The 16,377-nt window shown below is 56.9% G+C and carries 20 protein-coding genes and 1 pseudogene; 7 read left to right on the top strand and 14 right to left on the bottom strand.

Annotated features, from left to right (window positions below; all coding sequences use genetic code 11):
* Positions 1 to 21: 21 nt before the first annotated feature.
* The 5 genes and pseudogenes from thiL to nrdR all read right to left on the bottom strand — a co-directional run bounded on the left by thiL (position 22) and on the right by nrdR (position 3,616).
* Positions 22 to 993: a thiamine-phosphate kinase gene (gene thiL, locus LPQ25_RS20140; RefSeq protein ID WP_004178737.1), complete on the bottom strand. Its 972-nt coding sequence runs from the start codon at positions 991 to 993 to the stop codon at positions 22 to 24.
* Between the two features lie 71 nt (positions 994 to 1,064).
* Entirely contained in the window at positions 1,065 to 1,484 is a 420-nt protein-coding gene (nusB, locus tag LPQ25_RS20145; RefSeq protein WP_002891356.1) for a transcription antitermination factor NusB, read from the bottom strand.
* Between the two features lie 19 nt (positions 1,485 to 1,503).
* Complete coding sequence (ribH, locus tag LPQ25_RS20150; RefSeq protein ID WP_001021161.1) at positions 1,504 to 1,974, bottom strand: 6,7-dimethyl-8-ribityllumazine synthase; 471 nt, start codon at positions 1,972 to 1,974, stop codon at positions 1,504 to 1,506.
* 86 nt (positions 1,975 to 2,060) lie between these two features.
* Positions 2,061 to 3,163: pseudogene (ribD, locus tag LPQ25_RS20155) on the bottom strand (bifunctional diaminohydroxyphosphoribosylaminopyrimidine deaminase/5-amino-6-(5-phosphoribosylamino)uracil reductase RibD).
* Positions 3,164 to 3,166: 3 nt separating this feature from the next.
* Positions 3,167 to 3,616, bottom strand: coding sequence for a transcriptional regulator NrdR (nrdR, locus tag LPQ25_RS20160; RefSeq protein WP_002890417.1), 450 nt, complete (start codon positions 3,614 to 3,616; stop codon positions 3,167 to 3,169).
* Between the two features lie 147 nt (positions 3,617 to 3,763).
* Here nrdR and LPQ25_RS20165 point away from each other — a divergent pair, with 147 nt between their 5' ends.
* Both LPQ25_RS20165 and LPQ25_RS20170 read left to right on the top strand, forming a co-directional pair.
* The gene (locus LPQ25_RS20165) at positions 3,764 to 4,303 is read left to right on the top strand and encodes a SadB/YajI family lipoprotein (RefSeq protein WP_002890414.1); all 540 of its coding nucleotides are present in this window, start codon (positions 3,764 to 3,766) and stop codon (positions 4,301 to 4,303) included.
* Positions 4,304 to 4,601: 298 nt separating this feature from the next.
* Complete coding sequence (locus LPQ25_RS20170; protein WP_002890412.1) at positions 4,602 to 5,486, top strand: nucleoside-specific channel-forming protein Tsx; 885 nt, start codon at positions 4,602 to 4,604, stop codon at positions 5,484 to 5,486.
* Between the two features lie 54 nt (positions 5,487 to 5,540).
* Here LPQ25_RS20170 and LPQ25_RS20175 read toward each other — a convergent pair whose 3' ends face one another.
* The 8 genes from LPQ25_RS20175 to LPQ25_RS20210 all read right to left on the bottom strand — a co-directional run bounded on the left by LPQ25_RS20175 (position 5,541) and on the right by LPQ25_RS20210 (position 12,454).
* On the bottom strand, positions 5,541 to 6,236 hold the full coding sequence (locus LPQ25_RS20175) for a helix-turn-helix transcriptional regulator (RefSeq protein ID WP_004144646.1): 696 nt from the start codon (positions 6,234 to 6,236) through the stop codon (positions 5,541 to 5,543).
* A gap of 23 nt (positions 6,237 to 6,259) precedes the next feature.
* The gene (locus LPQ25_RS20180) at positions 6,260 to 6,625 is read right to left on the bottom strand and encodes a VOC family protein (protein ID WP_002890404.1); all 366 of its coding nucleotides are present in this window, start codon (positions 6,623 to 6,625) and stop codon (positions 6,260 to 6,262) included.
* A 136-nt stretch (positions 6,626 to 6,761) separates the two neighbouring features.
* Positions 6,762 to 7,733 carry a protein translocase subunit SecF gene (gene secF / locus LPQ25_RS20185; RefSeq protein ID WP_002890403.1) on the bottom strand — a complete coding sequence of 324 codons (972 nt, stop codon included), beginning with the start codon at positions 7,731 to 7,733 and terminating at the stop codon, positions 6,762 to 6,764.
* Positions 7,734 to 7,743: 10 nt separating this feature from the next.
* Complete coding sequence (secD, locus tag LPQ25_RS20190) at positions 7,744 to 9,591, bottom strand: protein translocase subunit SecD (protein WP_012737493.1); 1,848 nt, start codon at positions 9,589 to 9,591, stop codon at positions 7,744 to 7,746.
* Positions 9,592 to 9,617: 26 nt separating this feature from the next.
* Entirely contained in the window at positions 9,618 to 9,950 is a 333-nt protein-coding gene (yajC, locus tag LPQ25_RS20195) for a preprotein translocase subunit YajC (RefSeq protein ID WP_002890398.1), read from the bottom strand.
* A 22-nt stretch (positions 9,951 to 9,972) separates the two neighbouring features.
* Positions 9,973 to 11,100, bottom strand: a complete 1,128-nt coding sequence (gene tgt / locus LPQ25_RS20200) for a tRNA guanosine(34) transglycosylase Tgt (RefSeq protein WP_002890395.1) — start codon at positions 11,098 to 11,100, stop codon at positions 9,973 to 9,975.
* 108 nt (positions 11,101 to 11,208) lie between these two features.
* Positions 11,209 to 12,273, bottom strand: a complete 1,065-nt coding sequence (gene queA / locus LPQ25_RS20205) for a tRNA preQ1(34) S-adenosylmethionine ribosyltransferase-isomerase QueA (protein ID WP_002890390.1) — start codon at positions 12,271 to 12,273, stop codon at positions 11,209 to 11,211.
* Between the two features lie 64 nt (positions 12,274 to 12,337).
* Positions 12,338 to 12,454, bottom strand: a complete 117-nt coding sequence (locus LPQ25_RS20210) for a hypothetical protein (protein ID WP_004218831.1) — start codon at positions 12,452 to 12,454, stop codon at positions 12,338 to 12,340.
* 74 nt (positions 12,455 to 12,528) lie between these two features.
* On the opposite strand from LPQ25_RS20210, the gene acpH reads away from it, so the two are divergent.
* The gene (gene acpH / locus LPQ25_RS20215; RefSeq protein WP_012737492.1) at positions 12,529 to 13,110 is read left to right on the top strand and encodes an ACP phosphodiesterase; all 582 of its coding nucleotides are present in this window, start codon (positions 12,529 to 12,531) and stop codon (positions 13,108 to 13,110) included.
* Positions 13,111 to 13,237: 127 nt separating this feature from the next.
* Positions 13,238 to 13,840: a peroxiredoxin gene (locus LPQ25_RS20220; protein WP_002890386.1), complete on the top strand. Its 603-nt coding sequence runs from the start codon at positions 13,238 to 13,240 to the stop codon at positions 13,838 to 13,840.
* Positions 13,841 to 13,963: 123 nt separating this feature from the next.
* Here the strand turns inward: LPQ25_RS20220 and LPQ25_RS20225 are convergent, their stop codons facing one another.
* The gene (locus tag LPQ25_RS20225; protein ID WP_014907982.1) at positions 13,964 to 14,131 is read right to left on the bottom strand and encodes a hypothetical protein; all 168 of its coding nucleotides are present in this window, start codon (positions 14,129 to 14,131) and stop codon (positions 13,964 to 13,966) included.
* 55 nt (positions 14,132 to 14,186) lie between these two features.
* On the opposite strand from LPQ25_RS20225, the gene LPQ25_RS20230 reads away from it, so the two are divergent.
* The 3 genes from LPQ25_RS20230 to LPQ25_RS20240 are packed head-to-tail and all read left to right on the top strand — an operon-like array spanning position 14,187 to position 16,335.
* Positions 14,187 to 14,630, top strand: a complete 444-nt coding sequence (locus LPQ25_RS20230; RefSeq protein WP_012737490.1) for a PTS sugar transporter subunit IIA — start codon at positions 14,187 to 14,189, stop codon at positions 14,628 to 14,630.
* A gap of 5 nt (positions 14,631 to 14,635) precedes the next feature.
* Positions 14,636 to 14,923, top strand: coding sequence for a PTS sugar transporter subunit IIB (locus tag LPQ25_RS20235; protein ID WP_002890376.1), 288 nt, complete (start codon positions 14,636 to 14,638; stop codon positions 14,921 to 14,923).
* 20 nt (positions 14,924 to 14,943) lie between these two features.
* Entirely contained in the window at positions 14,944 to 16,335 is a 1,392-nt protein-coding gene (locus tag LPQ25_RS20240) for a PTS ascorbate transporter subunit IIC (protein ID WP_004151345.1), read from the top strand.
* Positions 16,336 to 16,377: the final 42 nt, after the last annotated feature.

Genomic DNA, 16,377 nt, shown 5'->3' on the forward strand with positions numbered 1-16,377 from the left:
CGGCTAAGCGCCTCGTCTCGACTACGCAAAGTGATCGTATCCCTTTAAATCAAGCGCGACCGGCTTACCGTCGCGGATAAACTGCAGCCCTTCGCTCTCCGGCGCAATCTGTCCGATACAGGTAAAACGCGCGCCAAGATGGCCAAGAGCCACGTCCAGCGCCCCGCGGTTCAGCTCCGGTACGGTAAAGCACAGCTCGTAATCTTCCCCGCCGGCGAGCGCCCAGCGCAGCGCCTGCTCAGAATCAACCTGGCGCAGCATCGCATCGGAGTACGGCATGGCATCGAGATCGATACGTGCGCCGCAGCCGCTGGCTTTGAGAATATGGCCCAGATCGGAGATCAGGCCGTCGGAGAGATCGATAGCCGATGTCGCCAGGTCACGCAGCGCCTGGCCCTGCAGCACGCGCGGCATCGGCCGCAGATGACGGGCCAGCAGGTAGTCGGCGTCAGACGGTTCATCCACCGTTAGACGATTCTGCAGTACAGCCAGACCGGCGGCGCTATCTCCCGGAGTGCCGGTAACATAGATCCAGTCCCCCGGCTTCGCGCCAGCGCGTTTCATGGCGCGTCCCGGCGGCACAAAGCCGTGGATACCCAGCGTCATGGAGAGCGGGCCACGGGTAGTGTCGCCGCCAATCAGTTGCATATCGTAATAGTCCAGCTGGACAAACAGGCTGTCGCTGAAGGCTTCCAGCCAGACTTCATCCACCTCCGGCAAGGTCAGCGCCAGCGTGAGCCACGCCGGTTCCGCGCCCATCGCCGCGAGGTCGCTCAGGTTCACCGCCAGCGCTTTATAAGCGAGGTCGGCAGGGTCGATATCGGGTAAGAAGTGATTGCCCGCCACCAGGGTGTCGGTGCTGATTGCCAGCGTTTTTTTCTCGGGAATATGCAGGAGCGCGCAGTCATCGCCGATGCCGGTTTCAACATCAAGGCGGGCGCTTTTAACGCGATCAAAATAACGGGCAATCAGGGAGAATTCGCCGCATGCCATACGTTATGCCTCAGCAAAATAATAAATAAGGCCGGGCTGCGAGGCGACCCTCGCAAAACCCGGCCTGCAGTTTACTTCTTGTGGGGACGAATTACCGGAGCCGCTTTGTCCAGCACGCCGTTAACGAACTTGTGGCTATCTTCAGCGCCGAAGGTTTTCGCCAGTTCGATAGCTTCATTGATGGCCACTTTATACGGTACGTCATCACGTTTGGACAGCTCAAACAGCGCGATACGCAGCACCGCTTTTTCAACCTGGCCCAGCTCTTCCAGCTGGCGGGACAGGTAGGGCTTCATCAGGCCGTCGAGGTACGCGCTGTTAGTCGCCACTCCGGACAGCAGTTCGCGGAAATACAGAACATCAACATCTTTTACGTCCTGTTCCGCCAGGAACTGGTATTCGACATCAGCGATGTCGTTGTGGGACAACTGCCAGGAGTAGAGCGCCTGAACGGCACACTCACGGGCGCGGCGACGAGCAGCAGGTTTCACGGAATTCCCCTTACAAAAATCAGGCCTTGATGGCTTTCAATACGTTAATCATTTCCAGCGCGGTCAGCGCAGCTTCTGCGCCTTTGTTACCGGCTTTGGTGCCAGCGCGCTCAATGGCTTGTTCAATACTTTCAGTGGTCAGAACACCAAAGGCTACCGGGATTTCGCTGTCCTGAGCGACATGCGCCAGGCCATTGCTGGCACCGCCTGCCACATATTCAAAGTGGGCGGTACCGCCGCGAATCACCGTCCCCAGCGCGATCACCGCGTCATATTTACCGGTTTTCGCCAGTGCGCCAGCCGCCAGCGGCAGCTCATACGCGCCTGGAACCCAAACGACGGTGATGTTTTCATCTTTTACCTGACCAATGCGTTTCAGGGCGTCAATCGCGCCTTCCAGCAGGCTGTCATTGATAAAGTTGTTGAAACGCGCAATGGTGATGGCGACGCGAGCGTCCGGGGTAGCAACGTTAGCTTCAATAATGTTCATACTCTTCCTTCGGGTTCATGTGCCCCGCAAGGGGGCGGATTTTATCATATTATTCTGAGCGCTGCTTCCTAATAATCAGGAAAGCCTCACGCAGTGGTTAAATGCAGGCAGACATCCGGGCCAACCTGACGTATCTCATTGAATTTAAAATGGGGGCCTGGCTCAGCTCTTCAAGCCCCGGCAGCGCGCATAATCCACGCGCCGCATTGCCTAACAGTTTAGGCGCAATATAGACGATAAGCTCGTCGACCAGACCCGCCTGCAGCAGCGCCCCGGCAAGCGTAGCCCCTGCCTCAACCCAGACGCTGTTGATCTGCTGTTTGCCAAGCAGCATCATCAGCAGCACCAGATCGAGATGGCCGTTATGCTCCGGAACCAGCAGCGTGCGGGCGCTTTCCGGCCACTGCCGTTCATCGGCGCGCAGGCGGGCAAACAGCGTTTCCCCCGCCTGCTGCACAATACGATGCTCAGGCGTGACGCGGTTCTGGCTGTCGATGACGACGCGCAGCGGCTGGCGCAAATTCTCTTCGGGATAAAGCGCCTGGGTATCGGCGCTCAGCTCCTGCCAGCGCACGGTCAGCGCCGGATCGTCCGCCAGCACGGTGGCGCTGCTGGTCAGGATGGCATGGCTCTGGGCGCGTAGACGCTGCACGTCGCGTCGCGCCTGCGGGGAGGTGATCCACTGGCTTTCGCCGCTGGCCATCGCCGTGCGGCCGTCCAGCGAGGCGCCCAGCTTCAGCTGCACCCAGGGAAAACCGGTGCGCATCCGCTTCAGAAAGCCCTTATTCAGCGCTTCCGCTTCGTTCATCATCAGCCCATGGCTGACCTCAATGCCGGCCTGCTGCAGGCGATACAAACCGCGCCCCGCCACCTGCGGGTTCGGATCCTGCATCGCGGCGACCACGCGGCTGACGCCGGCGGCAATCAGCGCATCGCAGCATGGCGGCGTACGGCCATGGTGGCTGCAGGGCTCAAGAGTGACGTAGGCGGTGGCGCCGCGCGCCTTTTCGCCAGCCATGCGCAGGGCGTGCACTTCAGCATGCGGCTCGCCGGCGCGATAGTGAAACCCCTCGCCGACGATCTCGCCGTCTTTCACAATGACGCAGCCGACGTTAGGGTTAGGATGGGTAGTAAAGCGACCGCGCGCGGCAAGCTTCAGCGCACGCGCCATGTACATTTCGTCCTGCATGGCTTAGTCCTGTAAGCGGGCGATCTCTTCGCCGAATTCTTTAATATCTTCGAAGCTGCGATAGACCGACGCGAAGCGAATATAGGCGACTTTATCCAGCTTTTTCAGCTGCTCCATCACCAGGTTGCCGATCATTTTGCTGGCCACTTCGCGCTCGCCGGTGCCGCGCAGATGAGTCTTGATATGGTTGACCGCCATTTCCACGTCGTCGGCGCTAACCGGACGTTTCTCCAGCGCTTTCAGCATCCCGCTGCGCAGCTTGTCTTCGTTGAAGGGTTCGCGCACATCGTTACTCTTCACCACCCGCGGCATCACCAGCTCCGCCACTTCGAAGGTGGTAAAGCGTTCGTTACAGACCAGGCACTGCCGACGGCGACGCACGGAAGAGCCTTCCCCCACCAGACGAGAGTCGATCACTTTGGTATCCACGGCGAAACAGAAAGGGCAATGCATAGCGCGTCCTGACAGGTAGTTAAACTGAAGAGTAGTTTACCGCGAAGTGACCGGACTACAAAGAAAGAGCTTTTGAGACAAAGGATCTATGGGAGATGAGGCCGGTTTGGCTACCATTAAGCATCCTCTGTAAACGGAATCCTGACCATGACAAGACGTTACCTGAAGCTCGCCATCGCGGGCTGCCTGTTCACCCTGACCGCCTGCGCCCAGCAAAGCGAAATCCGCCAGATGCACCAGAGCGTGAGTACGCTGAGCCAGGAGATGACCCAGCTCAACCAGCAAACGATCAAAATCACCCAGCAAAACGCGCTGAACGCCAAATCCACCCGCGGCGTCTATCTGCTGCCGGAGGCCAAGACCCCGGCGCGGCTGGAGAGCCAGATCGGCACCCTGCGCATGTCGGTGGGCAGTATTACCCCGGATGGCGATGGGTCACGCCTGACCTTACGCATTCAGGGCGAATCCAACGATCCGCTGCCGGCCTTTACCGCCACCGTCGCTTCCGGACAGATCACCGGCACCACCCACAGCTATCAGGAAGTCAATGTTCAGGATCAGCTGATTAGCGCGCCGGCCAGCACCCTCGCCCCCAGCGATGTCGATATCCCGTTGCGCCTCAATGTAACGCCAGATAAAGTCGGTTTTATTCGCGTACACGATATCCAGCCCGCCGCCGCCCAGTAAGCCTTCAGCCGGGCCTGCCCCGCCCGGCTACGTCCTGCCCCGTCTTTCTTATCCACTTACAACTTTTCGCAAGAGTTCATTAGAAATCGTTCTGCAGCGCGATTTTCAGTAGCATTTTGTCAAGAAATGCATAGAATCGTGAACGCAATCGATTACGCATGTTCTGGTTATGTGAAACAACACGTATTTTTGTGAGCAATGATTCCTATAATAGACCCCCACAGAAAGACGAAATATTTAGAAACGCTTCGGCACTTCTTTTAACGCCTTCAGGCTCAATTTAAACAGTGGCATTACTATGAAAAAAACATTACTGGCAGCGGGTGCGGTTGTGGCGCTCTCCACTACTTTTGCCGCCGGCGCGGCAGAAAACGACAAACCGCAGTATCTGTCTGACTGGTGGCACCAGAGTGTTAACGTGGTGGGCAGCTACCACACCCGTTTTGGACCGCAGATCCGTAACGATACCTACCTGGAATACGAAGCGTTCGCCAAAAAAGACTGGTTTGATTTCTACGGCTATATCGATGCCCCGGTATTCTTCGGCGGCAACAGCACGGCAAAAGGTATCTGGAACAAAGGTTCCCCGCTGTTTATGGAGATCGAACCGCGTTTCTCTATCGATAAGCTGACCAATACCGACCTGAGCTTCGGGCCGTTCAAAGAATGGTATTTCGCCAACAACTATATCTACGATATGGGCCGCAACGACTCCCAGGAGCAGAGCACCTGGTATATGGGTCTGGGTACCGATATCGATACCGGCCTGCCAATGAGCCTGTCGCTGAACGTCTACGCCAAGTACCAGTGGCAGAACTACGGCGCGTCCAACGAAAACGAATGGGACGGCTATCGCTTCAAAGTGAAATACTTTGTGCCGCTGACCGACCTGTGGGGCGGTTCGCTGAGCTACATCGGCTTCACCAACTTCGACTGGGGTTCTGACCTCGGCGATGACAACTTCTACGATCTGAACGGGAAGCACGCGCGCACCAGCAACTCTATCGCCTCCAGCCACATCCTGGCGCTGAACTACGCGCACTGGCACTACTCTATCGTCGCCCGTTACTTCCATAACGGCGGCCAGTGGGCTGATGATGCGAAGCTGAACTTCGGCGATGGTCCGTTCAGCGTTCGCTCGACCGGCTGGGGTGGTTACTTCGTGGTCGGCTACAACTTCTGATTGCTGATACAGCAAGACAGCGCCCGGGCCGCAGCTCCTGCTGCCCGGGCTTTTTTATTTCTCCCGCACCTCGCACCGGACCTTGCGCAGAAAATCGCTTAACGAGCGGTCTGCGCACTCGCTGAATCGACGTTCGGTCCTTCTGACCTCCAGACAACGGTCGAGGCGAAAATTGCGGTAATCATTGCGCAGCTCGCACCAGGCCACCAGCAGCCAGCGCTCCCCCCAGAAAAACAGCCCCAGCGGCAGCACTTCACGCCACGTCACCTGACCGGATTCATCCTGGTAGTGAAGCTGTAATACCTGCTGATTGGATACGGCCTGGTGGATAACGTCAAAATGGGTTTTAGCATAGCGATGCGCGCCAAGGTCAGGGGCAAACAGGCGAGTCTGCTCCGCCTGGCGCCGACGCGCCTCCGGCAGGATCGCCAGCATTTTTTCCTGGGCGGACTCCAGCGACTGCGACAGCGCCTCACCGCCCCAGGTTTTTAGCAGCCGAATCGCTGCGATCAGCGCCTCGGACTCTTTGGTGGTCAGCATCAGCGGCGGCAGATCGTAGCCCGCCAGCAGCCGGTAGCCGCTGCCCGCTTCGCCCTCCACCGGTACGCCGGAGAGGGAGAGATCGCGAATATCGCGATAGACGGTACGCTCCGACACGCCCAGCCGCTCCGCCAGCAGCGCGGCGGTAGTGAGCCGCCTGCCGCGCAGGATCTGCACAATCTGAAATAAACGGTCGGCGCGTCGGGTCATGTCTCACTTCACAAAAGTTAAGGTTAAGCCGGCTGGTGCAGGCCGACGCGGTTGCCCTCGCTGTCGGTAAACAGGGCGATGGTGCCAATATCATTCGGCAGCGTCAGCGGGCCGAAGACACAGGCCCCACCCGCCGAGGCAACGCGCTCCAGCGTGGCGGCAAGATGATCAGTATGCAGATAAATAATAGCGCCCTGCGCCGAGGGCGCGATACCTTCAAATTTGGCCAGCGCGCCGCCGGGGGCCGGATCCTGATGCGGGAACACCGCCAGCTCGGCGCAGTCCATGGTTTCGCGACGCAGCGACACTTGCATCACCGGCTCATAAAACGCGACGGCGCGATCCATATCGGCGACCGGAATTTCAAACCAGTTAATCACGTTGTTCATACTTCCTCCTGCTCGTTAGTGAGTTCAGAGGCAGTGTATGGGAGGGCTCCTGACAGCATACTGTCAGCAGGTTTTGTCGCGGGCAAAAAAATCCCGGCCGCAAGGGCCGGGATAGCTTTATCTCAACTGAACCGGATTACGGCAGAATAGACGGCTGATCCGCCCCTTCTTTCTCAACCTTCTGCTGGATCAGATGCTCGCGCTTCATGCCCAGCTTCAACGCCAGCGCGGAGGCGACGTAGATAGAGGAAGCCGTACCGATGGAAACACCGATCAGCATGGTCAGCGAGAAGCCTTCCAGAATCGGGCCGCCGAACAGGAACAGCATCAGGATCACCATCAAAGTGGTACCAGAGGTGATCAAGGTACGGTGCAGCGTCTGGGTCAACGACACGTTAAAGATCTCGTACGGCGTACCGCGGCGGATCTTACGGAAGTTTTCACGGATACGGTCCGATACCACGATACTGTCGTTCAGCGAGTAGCCGATAACCGACATCAACGAGGCCACGATGGTCAGGTCGATCTCGATATGGAACAGCGACAGCACGCCCATGGTGATCACCACGTCGTGCGCCAGGGCGATAACCACCCCGGCGGCCAGACGCCATTCGAAGCGGAAGCCGACGTAGATCAGGATACAGACCAGCGCCGCAATCAGCGCCAGGGCGCCGGTTTGCGCGAGGTCCGCGCCGACGCTCGGGCCGACAAACTCAATACGCTTCACTGCCGCATTCTGGCTGGTCGATTCGTTAATCACCGTCACGACCTTGCTGCCCAGCTCCTGGCTGCCGTTGGCGTCATGCACCGGCGGCATACGTACCATGATGTCGCGGCTGCTGCCAAAGTTCTGCACCTGCGGCTCTTCAAAGCCCGCTTTCTGCAGGGAATCGCGCATCTGGTCCAGATCGACCGGTTTCTCAAGGGTAATTTCAATCACCGTACCGCCGGTGAAATCGAGCCCCCAGTTAAACCCGCGAACGCCGATGATAGCGATCGACACAATCAGCAGAAAACCTGAAATGCCGAAGGCCCAGTAGTCCCAGCGCATAAAGTCCCAGACTTTACGGCCGTGGTTCAATTGTTCAACAGTATATTCCTGTGCCACAACGCACTCCTCAGATAGACAGCTTTTTAACGCGCTTGCCGCCGTACAGCAGGTTCACGATGGCACGGGTGCCGACGATAGCGGTAAACATTGAGGTCGCGATACCGATACCGGTGGTAATCGCAAACCCTTTAATGGCACCGGTACCGACCGCGTACAGGATGATCACTTTGATAAGCGTCGTCACGTTGGCGTCGAAGATCGAGCTGAACGCGCCGCGATAACCTTCGTCAATCGCCTGCTGAACGGTACGCCCGTTGCTCAGCTCTTCTTTGATACGCTCGTTGATCAGAACGTTAGCATCGACCGCCACCGCCAGGGTTAACACGATACCCGCGATGCCCGGCATGGTCAGCGTCGCCCCCGGGATCAGGGACATAATGCCGACAATCAGTATCAGGTTGGCAATCAGCGCCGAGGTCGCAATCAGGCCGAACTTCTTATAGAAGAGGATCATGAACAGGATAGAGACCACCAGACCGGCCAGACAGGCTTCCAGACCCTGCTTGATGTTCTGCATTCCCAGGGTTGGGCCGATAGTCCGCTCTTCGACGATCTGAATCGGCGCAATCAGCGCGCCGGCACGCAGCAGCAGCGACAGCTGACGCGCTTCGTTCGGATTGCTGATACCGGTGATACGGAAGCTGTTACCCAGACGCGACTGGATGTTGGCGATGTTAATCACCTCTTCCTCTTTCGCCAGGATAGCGCGACCGTTAGCGTCTTTCTTACCGCTGTCTTTATACTCCACGAACAGGGTCGCCATCGGCTTGCCGATGTTGTCCTTAGTGAAGTTAGACATGATGTTACCGCCCGCGCTGTCCAGCGAGATGTTAACCTGCGGCTGGTTGTACTCATCCATGCTGGAGGTCGAGTCGGTGATATGGTCCCCGGTCAGGATCACCCGCTTGTACAGCACTACCGGCTGGCCTTCACGCGTCTGCTTCACTTCCGAGTCGCCCGGCACGCGGCCAGAGGCGGCGGCGGACTGGTCCACATTAGTATTGACCAGACGGAACTCGAGGGTCGCGGTCGCGCCAAGGATTTCCTTCGCACGCGCGGTATCCTGGATACCCGGCAGCTCAACCACGATGCGGTCAGCGCCCTGACGCTGAACCAGCGGCTCGGCGACGCCCAGCTGGTTCACACGGTTACGCAGGATATTAATGTTCTGCTGAACCGCGTACTCACGGGCTTCTTTCAGGCGCTCATCGGTCATCACCGCTTTCAGTCTATTGTCACCCTGAGAGGAAATAACCAGATCGCGATGGCGAGGGCTGAGATAAGAGATAGCCTGGTCGCGCGCCGCGCTGTCGCGGAAGACGATGCTCAGACCGTAGTTGTCTTCTTTACGCACGGTCGCGTAAGGAATGCCTTTGTCGCGCAGCTCGCTGCGCAGGCTATCGATGTTCTGTTCCTGCAGTTTGCCTAACGCGGTGTCCATGTCGACTTCCATCAGGAAGTGCACGCCGCCGCGCAGATCAAGACCCAGCTTCATCGGCTCGGCATAGAGCGCCGCCAGCCAGCGTGGGGTTGCCGGAGCAAGGTTCAGCGCCACGACGTATTTGTCACCCAGCACGTTAAGCAGCGCTTCGCGCGCGCGCAGCTGGGTATCAGTGGTGTCGAAGCGCGCAAGAATAGCGCCCTCTTCCAGTGCCACAGACTTCGCGGTTATTTTTTCTTCTTGTAAAGTTTTCTGGACCTGGATCAGCGTTTGCTCACTGGCGGCGACGCCGCGCGCGCCAGTGATTTGAACAGCCGGATCCTCACCATACAGGTTGGGAAGCGCATAGATCAGGCCGACGACAATGACGACGACCAGCATGACGTACTTCCACAAAGGATAACGGTTTAACACGGCAGTTCCCTTTGGGAAAAGTTAGATTACAGCGCCTTCATGGTGCCTTTCGGCAGAACGGCAGCAACGAAGTCACGTTTGATAACCACTTCAGTGGTATCGTTCAGCGCGATAGCAATGTAGCCAGTTTCCGCTACTTTGGTCACGCGACCGACCAGACCGCCGTTGGTCAGCACTTCATCACCTTTGGCGATGGAGTTCATCAGGTTCTTATGTTCCTTGGTGCGCTTCTGCTGTGGACGCAGGATCATGAAGTAAAAAATCAGACCGAACACCACCAGCATCAGAATCAGAGACATCGGGCTGCCCTGCGCCGGTGCACCCGTTGCCGCTACCGCATCAGAAATAAAAAAGCTCATTGAAATTCCCTCATTATTAAAATTAATCAACGTTCAAAGGAGGCACGGTGCGCCCCTGACGTTGGTAAAAATCGGTCACGAAGCTCTCTAATTTACCCTCTTCGATAGCCTTGCGTAAACCAGCCATTAAACGCTGATAGTAGCGCAGGTTATGAATGGTATTGAGACGCGCGCCCAATATTTCGTTGCAACGGTCGAGGTGATGCAAGTAAGCGCGTGAATAATTGCGACATGTATAGCAATCACACTCGGCGTCCAGCGGCGCGGTATCGCTTTTGTGCTTCGCGTTGCGGATTTTCACCACGCCGTCGGTGACGAACAGGTGGCCGTTACGCGCGTTGCGCGTCGGCATGACGCAGTCGAACATATCGATACCGCGACGTACCCCTTCCACCAGATCTTCCGGCTTCCCGACGCCCATCAGGTATCGTGGTTTATCGGCCGGGATCTGCGGGCAGACGTGCTCCAGAATACGGTGCATGTCTTCCTTCGGCTCACCAACCGCCAAACCGCCGACAGCGTAGCCATCAAAGCCAATCTCTACCAGACCTTTCACCGAGATATCGCGTAAATCTTCGTAAACGCTACCCTGAATAATGCCGAACAGCGCATTTTTATTGCCAAGGCTATCGAAACGGTCGCGGCTGCGCTTCGCCCAGCGCAGAGACATCTCCATTGAGCGCTTGGCGTAATCCCAGTCCGCCGGGTACGGCGTACATTCGTCGAAGATCATCACGATGTCAGAGCCGAGATCGTACTGAATCTCCATCGATTTTTCCGGATCGAGGAAAATCGGATCGCCGTTGATCGGATTGCGGAAGTGGACGCCCTGCTCGGTGATCTTACGGATATCGCCAAGGCTGAACACCTGGAAACCGCCGGAGTCGGTCAGGATCGGTCCTTTCCACTGCATAAAATCGTGCAGATCGCCGTGCAGCTTCATGATCTCCTGACCCGGGCGCAGCCACAGGTGGAAGGTGTTGCCGAGAATAATCTGCGCGCCGGTGGCTTCCACCTCTTCCGGCGTCATCCCTTTGACGGTGCCGTAGGTGCCAACGGGCATAAAGGCCGGTGTTTCCACCACGCCGCGCTCAAACACCAGGCGACCGCGGCGGGCGCGACCGTCGGTGGTATCCAGTTCAAATTTCATGCTTGCTCCTGCGTCAGAAAAACAGTCCGACGTTTTCATACTCGCCACGGAATGATTCCGTAGCTAAAAAATGCGTTATGGCGTCTACAAGCCGGCGTACCGGCCTTTTCAGGGACGCTCAGAAATAGCCTGCGGATTGTACGTGATAAACATCGCATCCCCGTAGCTAAAAAAGCGATATTTCTGCTCAACCGCCACCTTATAGGCGTTCATGGTGTGCTGATAACCCGCAAACGCCGACACCAGCATAATCAGTGTGGATTCAGGGAGATGGAAGTTAGTCACCAGCGCATCGATCACCTGGTACTGATAACCCGGGTAGATGAAAATCTGCGTATCGTCGAAGAACGGCGCGATCAGCGCGTCTTTCGCCGCCTGCGCCGCGCTCTCCAGCGAACGTACCGAGGTGGTGCCCACCGCGATCACGCGGTTGCCGCGCGCTTTCGCCGCCAGCACCGCATCGACCACCTCCTGCGGCACTTCGGCATATTCGGAGTGCATGGTGTGCTCTTCAATGCTGTCGACGCGCACCGGCTGGAAGGTGCCGGCGCCCACATGCAGGGTGACAAACGCCATCTCAACGCCTTTGGCGCGCAGTTTGTCCAGCAGCGGTTCGTCGAAATGCAAACCGGCGGTCGGGGCGGCTACCGCGCCCGGCCTGGTGCCATAGACGGTTTGATAGAGCTCGCGGTCGGCGTCTTCGTCCGGGCGGTCAATATAGGGCGGCAGCGGCATATGGCCGATCCCGTTAAGGATCTCCAGCACCGGGCGCTCGTCGTTAAACTCCACTTCAAACAGCGCGCCGTGGCGCGCCAGCATCGTGGCCTTAATGCTCTCGTCATCGCCCAGCAGCAGCTCGGCGCCCGGCTTCGGCGCTTTTGAGGCGCGAATATGGGCCAGGATGCGCTTATCATCCAGCATCCGCTCCACCAGCACTTCAATCTTGCCGCCGCTGGCCTTGCGGCCGAACAGACGCGCCGGGATCACCCGGGTGTTGTTAAACACCAGCAGATCGCCGGGATTGAGCTTATCGAGGATGTCGGTGAAGGTGCCATGCGTCAGCGCGCCCGTCGGCCCGTCCAGGGAGAGCAAGCGACAGCTACTGCGCTCAGGCATCGGATAGTGGGCGATCAGAGATTCGGGTAGTTCAAAAGCAAAATCGGTAACGCGCATGACGGTAACTCAGACTGAATAAAGAGGCGGGTAGTCTAGTGCCGGGGCGGTCTGGCTGCAACCTTTACCCCTCCGGATGAATGACATAATCTATATTCCAAATCATTCCGAATGCCGCCATGCGGCAACCGAATGCCTTACCGGTGGCAAAGGTGCCGCGCGCGGCCAGACAGCATGCCATTCGGCCACCGAGGCGCCGTTCAGCGCAACATCGGTGTTTCCACCTGCCCGCTCGTATTTAAAGGATGTCGTTTTATGAATTTTCTCGCCCACCTGCACCTGGCCCATCTCGCCGACAGTTCGCTGCCCGGCAACCTGATGGCCGACTTCGTGCGCGGCAACCCGCAGGGCGACTATCCGGCGGAGATCATCGACGGCATCTATATGCATCGGCGGATTGACGTGATGACTGACAACCTGGCGGAAGTCAAAGAGGCGCGGGAGTGGTTTCGCCCGCAGACCCGCCGCGTCGCCCCCATCACCCTCGACGTTATGTGGGATCATTTCCTGTCCCAGCACTGGGCGCAGCTCTCCCCTGACCTGCCGCTGGACGAGTTCGTACGCTACGCCGAGCGGCAGATCGTCCCCATCCTGCCCGACTCGCCGCCCCGCTTCGTCAATCTCAATCAATATCTGTGGTCGGAGCGCTGGCTGGAGCGCTATCGGGAAATGGATTTTATTCAGCGCGTGCTGAACGGCATGGCCAGCCGCCGTCCACGTCTCGAGGCGCTACGCGACTCCTGGCAGGATCTGGATATCCATTACGACCGTCTGGAGACGCAGTTCTGGCGCTTTTATCCGCAGATGATGCGCCTGGCAGAAAACAAACAGCTGTAATAGCCACGTCATTGATAGGTAAAAGCTGGCTGAACGATTGTTAGCGCCTCTTTGTGTTATTGCCGGGCAGGCTCTATACTTGCCCGCGTTGCGTTCCAAATAACCTTAGTAATTACAGGAGAATCAAATGGTTCTGGTCACTCGTCAAGCGCCGGATTTTACTGCAGCCGCTGTGCTGGGTAATGGTGAGATCGTTGAGAAATTCAATTTCAAACAGCACACCAACGGTAAACCTACCGTTCTGTTCTTCTGGCCGATGGACTTCACCTTCGTGTGCCCGTCTGAGCTGATCGCGTTCGACAAACGTTACGAAGAATTCCAGAAACGCGGCGTGGAAGTGGTTGGCGTTTCCTTCGACTCCGAATTCGTGCACAACGCATGGCGTAACACCCCGGTAGACCAGGGCGGTATCGGCCCGGTTAAATACGCGATGGTTGCTGACATCAAACGTGAAATCCAGAAAGCTTACGGTATCGAGCATCCGGACGAAGGCGTAGCGCTGCGCGGCTCTTTCCTGATCGACGCCAACGGCATCGTTCGTCATCAGGTGGTTAACGACCTGCCGCTGGGCCGTAACATCGACGAAATGCTGCGTATGGTAGACGCCCTGCAGTTCCACGAAGAGCACGGCGAAGTCTGCCCGGCGCAGTGGGAAAAAGGAAAAGAAGGTATGGCCGCCTCTCCGGAAGGCGTAGCAAAATACCTGACCGAAAACGTCTCCAGCCTGTAATCGGCACGCGTTTTAATAAAAGGCTCGCTCAGGCGGGCCTTTTTTGTTAGCGGCGTCATAATTTAAGAAAATGACCCGCCGATATTTGTGACCAGCGATACACTTCTGGCGAAAAAATTCGCCCTACCTCTCACTTTTTCTCTGGCAAATTTCAGCGTCAAAATACAAAGCCTTCATAACAGCCTGAAAAACATATAAATTATTTATATCGTTTTCTGCCGGTACTTTGCCGTCGATGTGATCCCCATCAATATTTAAAACCGCGGATGTGATCTCATCCATCATTTTCATCAATGTATTTGGTCATGATTTAACTCAGGAACAGGAATACGTTCAGGAGCTGAGGATGGAAATTATTTTTGACCCGTCGTTAATCGCCCTTAAGCAGAATATTTCCCGTGCGGAAGAGGCCATCGAACTGGCGGGTTCATTACTTGCCAGGCGCCAGATTTGCAGCGCCGAATATGTCAACGAGATGCTGACGGTATATGAAGATTTTGGCGCCGCCATCGTGATAGATGACGGGATTGCCATGCCGCATGCCCGGCCGGAAAAAGGGGCATTACAGACCGGGTTCTCACTTGTCACCACCGCCACGCCAATCTCCTTCGGCCACGATGAGTTCGATCCGGTTTCCCTGGTCATCGCGATCGCCGGCGCCGATGCTGACAGTCATATCAAAATGATCCAACTGATAGCCTCGCTGATCGAGTCAGATATTGTGACCTTTCTTCAGCAGGAAAATGACGTTAATTCAGTCTTACATTTCATTCAAAAACAAATGGAGTAGTCATTATGTTAGTTATCAGAACGGTTTGTGGTAACGGTATTGGCAGCTCATTGATGGCTGCGAATAATGTGAAAAAGATTTGTGACGAATTAGGTATCAAAGCGGACGTCGCCTCGGTCGATTTTGCTAACGCCGTCGGGGAAAAAGCCGACCTTTACGTCACGATCAAAGAACTGGCAAATCAATTTCCGGCCCACTGTCATGTCGCCATCATTCGCAGCTACGTCCATAAAGCGAAGATCGCCGAGGATATTACCGACGCGCTGATGAAAATTGCTGCGACTCACTCTTAATCAGCATAGAGGGAACGACCATGCAGGCTATTCTTAGTTTCTTAACGGAAATATTCAGTCAACCCGCCTTTTTAATGGGGCTTATCGCCTTCGTTGGTTTAGTGGCGCTGCGCTCCCCTGGCAATAAACTGCTTACCGGCACATTAAAGCCGATTTTAGGCTATTTGATGTTGAGCGCTGGGGCAGGCGTTATCGTTGCCAATCTCAATCCGCTGGGCGGTATTATCGAGGCCGGATTTAATATCCGCGGCGTTATTCCGAACAATGAAGCCATTGTCTCCGTCGCCCAGAAAATGCTGGGCGTGGAAACCATGAGTATTTTGCTGTTAGGCTTTATTTTCAACCTGATTATCGCCCGCTGTACCAAGTATAAGTATATCTTTCTGACCGGCCATCATTCGTTCTTTCTCGCCTGCCTGTTCTCCGCCGTTCTGCAGGCGGCGGAGTTCCAGGGCTGGATGTTGATCCTGATCGGTGGATTCCTGTTGGGCTCATGGTCGGCCATCTCCCCGGCCATCGGTCAGCGTTACACCAGGCAGGTAACCGAAGACGGCGGGATCGCCATGGGCCATTTCGGCTCTCTCGGCTACTACCTCTCGGCATGGATCGCCAGCCGGACCGGCAATCCGGCAAATTCCTTCGCCGATACCGAAATTTCAGAAAAGTGGGGCTTTCTGCGCGATACCACGGTCACCACCGGTATCGTGATGTTTGTTATCTACTTTGTCTGCAGCGCTGTCGCCGGGTCGGCGTACCTGAGCACCATCACCGACCAAAACATGCTGATCTTCTCGGTGCTGACCGGTCTACAGTTCGCCGTTGGCGTAGCCATTGTCTATAACGGCGTGCGGCTGATCCTCGGCGATCTGGTGCCGGCGTTCCAGGGCATCAGCCAGAAGCTGATCCCGGACTCCATCCCGGCCGTTGACTGCGCGGTGTTCTTCACCTTTAGCCCCACCGCGGTGGTGGTGGGATTCATCAGCTCCTTTGTGGGCGGGCTGGTCGGGATGCTCTTGCTCGGCGGGCTGGGCATGGCGCTGATTATTCCCGGCATGGTGCCGCACTTCTTCTGCGGCGGCACGTCCGGCGTCTTCGCCGACAAACTGGGCGGTAAGCGCGGATGTATCATCGCCTCCTTTATCGGCGGGATCTTCCTCGCCTTCCTGCCGGCGATGCTGCTGCCAGCGCTCGGCAACCTCGGGTTTGAAAACAGCACCTTCGCCGATTTCGACTTCGCGGTATGGGGCATCATTATCGGGAATGCGTTCACCCAGTTTGGTCAGATCACTATCTATCTGATTTGTCTGGCGCTGCTCGTCGCGCTGCTGGCGCCTTTCTGCTTCCGTCACGTCCAGGTGGTGGGCAACACGCTCAGCTATGAGGAGCTGACGGCGAAGCAGAAAAATGAATAAGCGAGGTCATTTTTCCCGGCGGGAGGGCCACGCTTTCCGCCG

Origin of the sequence: Klebsiella sp. KPN54798, from assembly GCF_021184225.1 — a bacterium.
Lineage (GTDB): Bacteria > Pseudomonadota > Gammaproteobacteria > Enterobacterales > Enterobacteriaceae > Klebsiella > Klebsiella pneumoniae.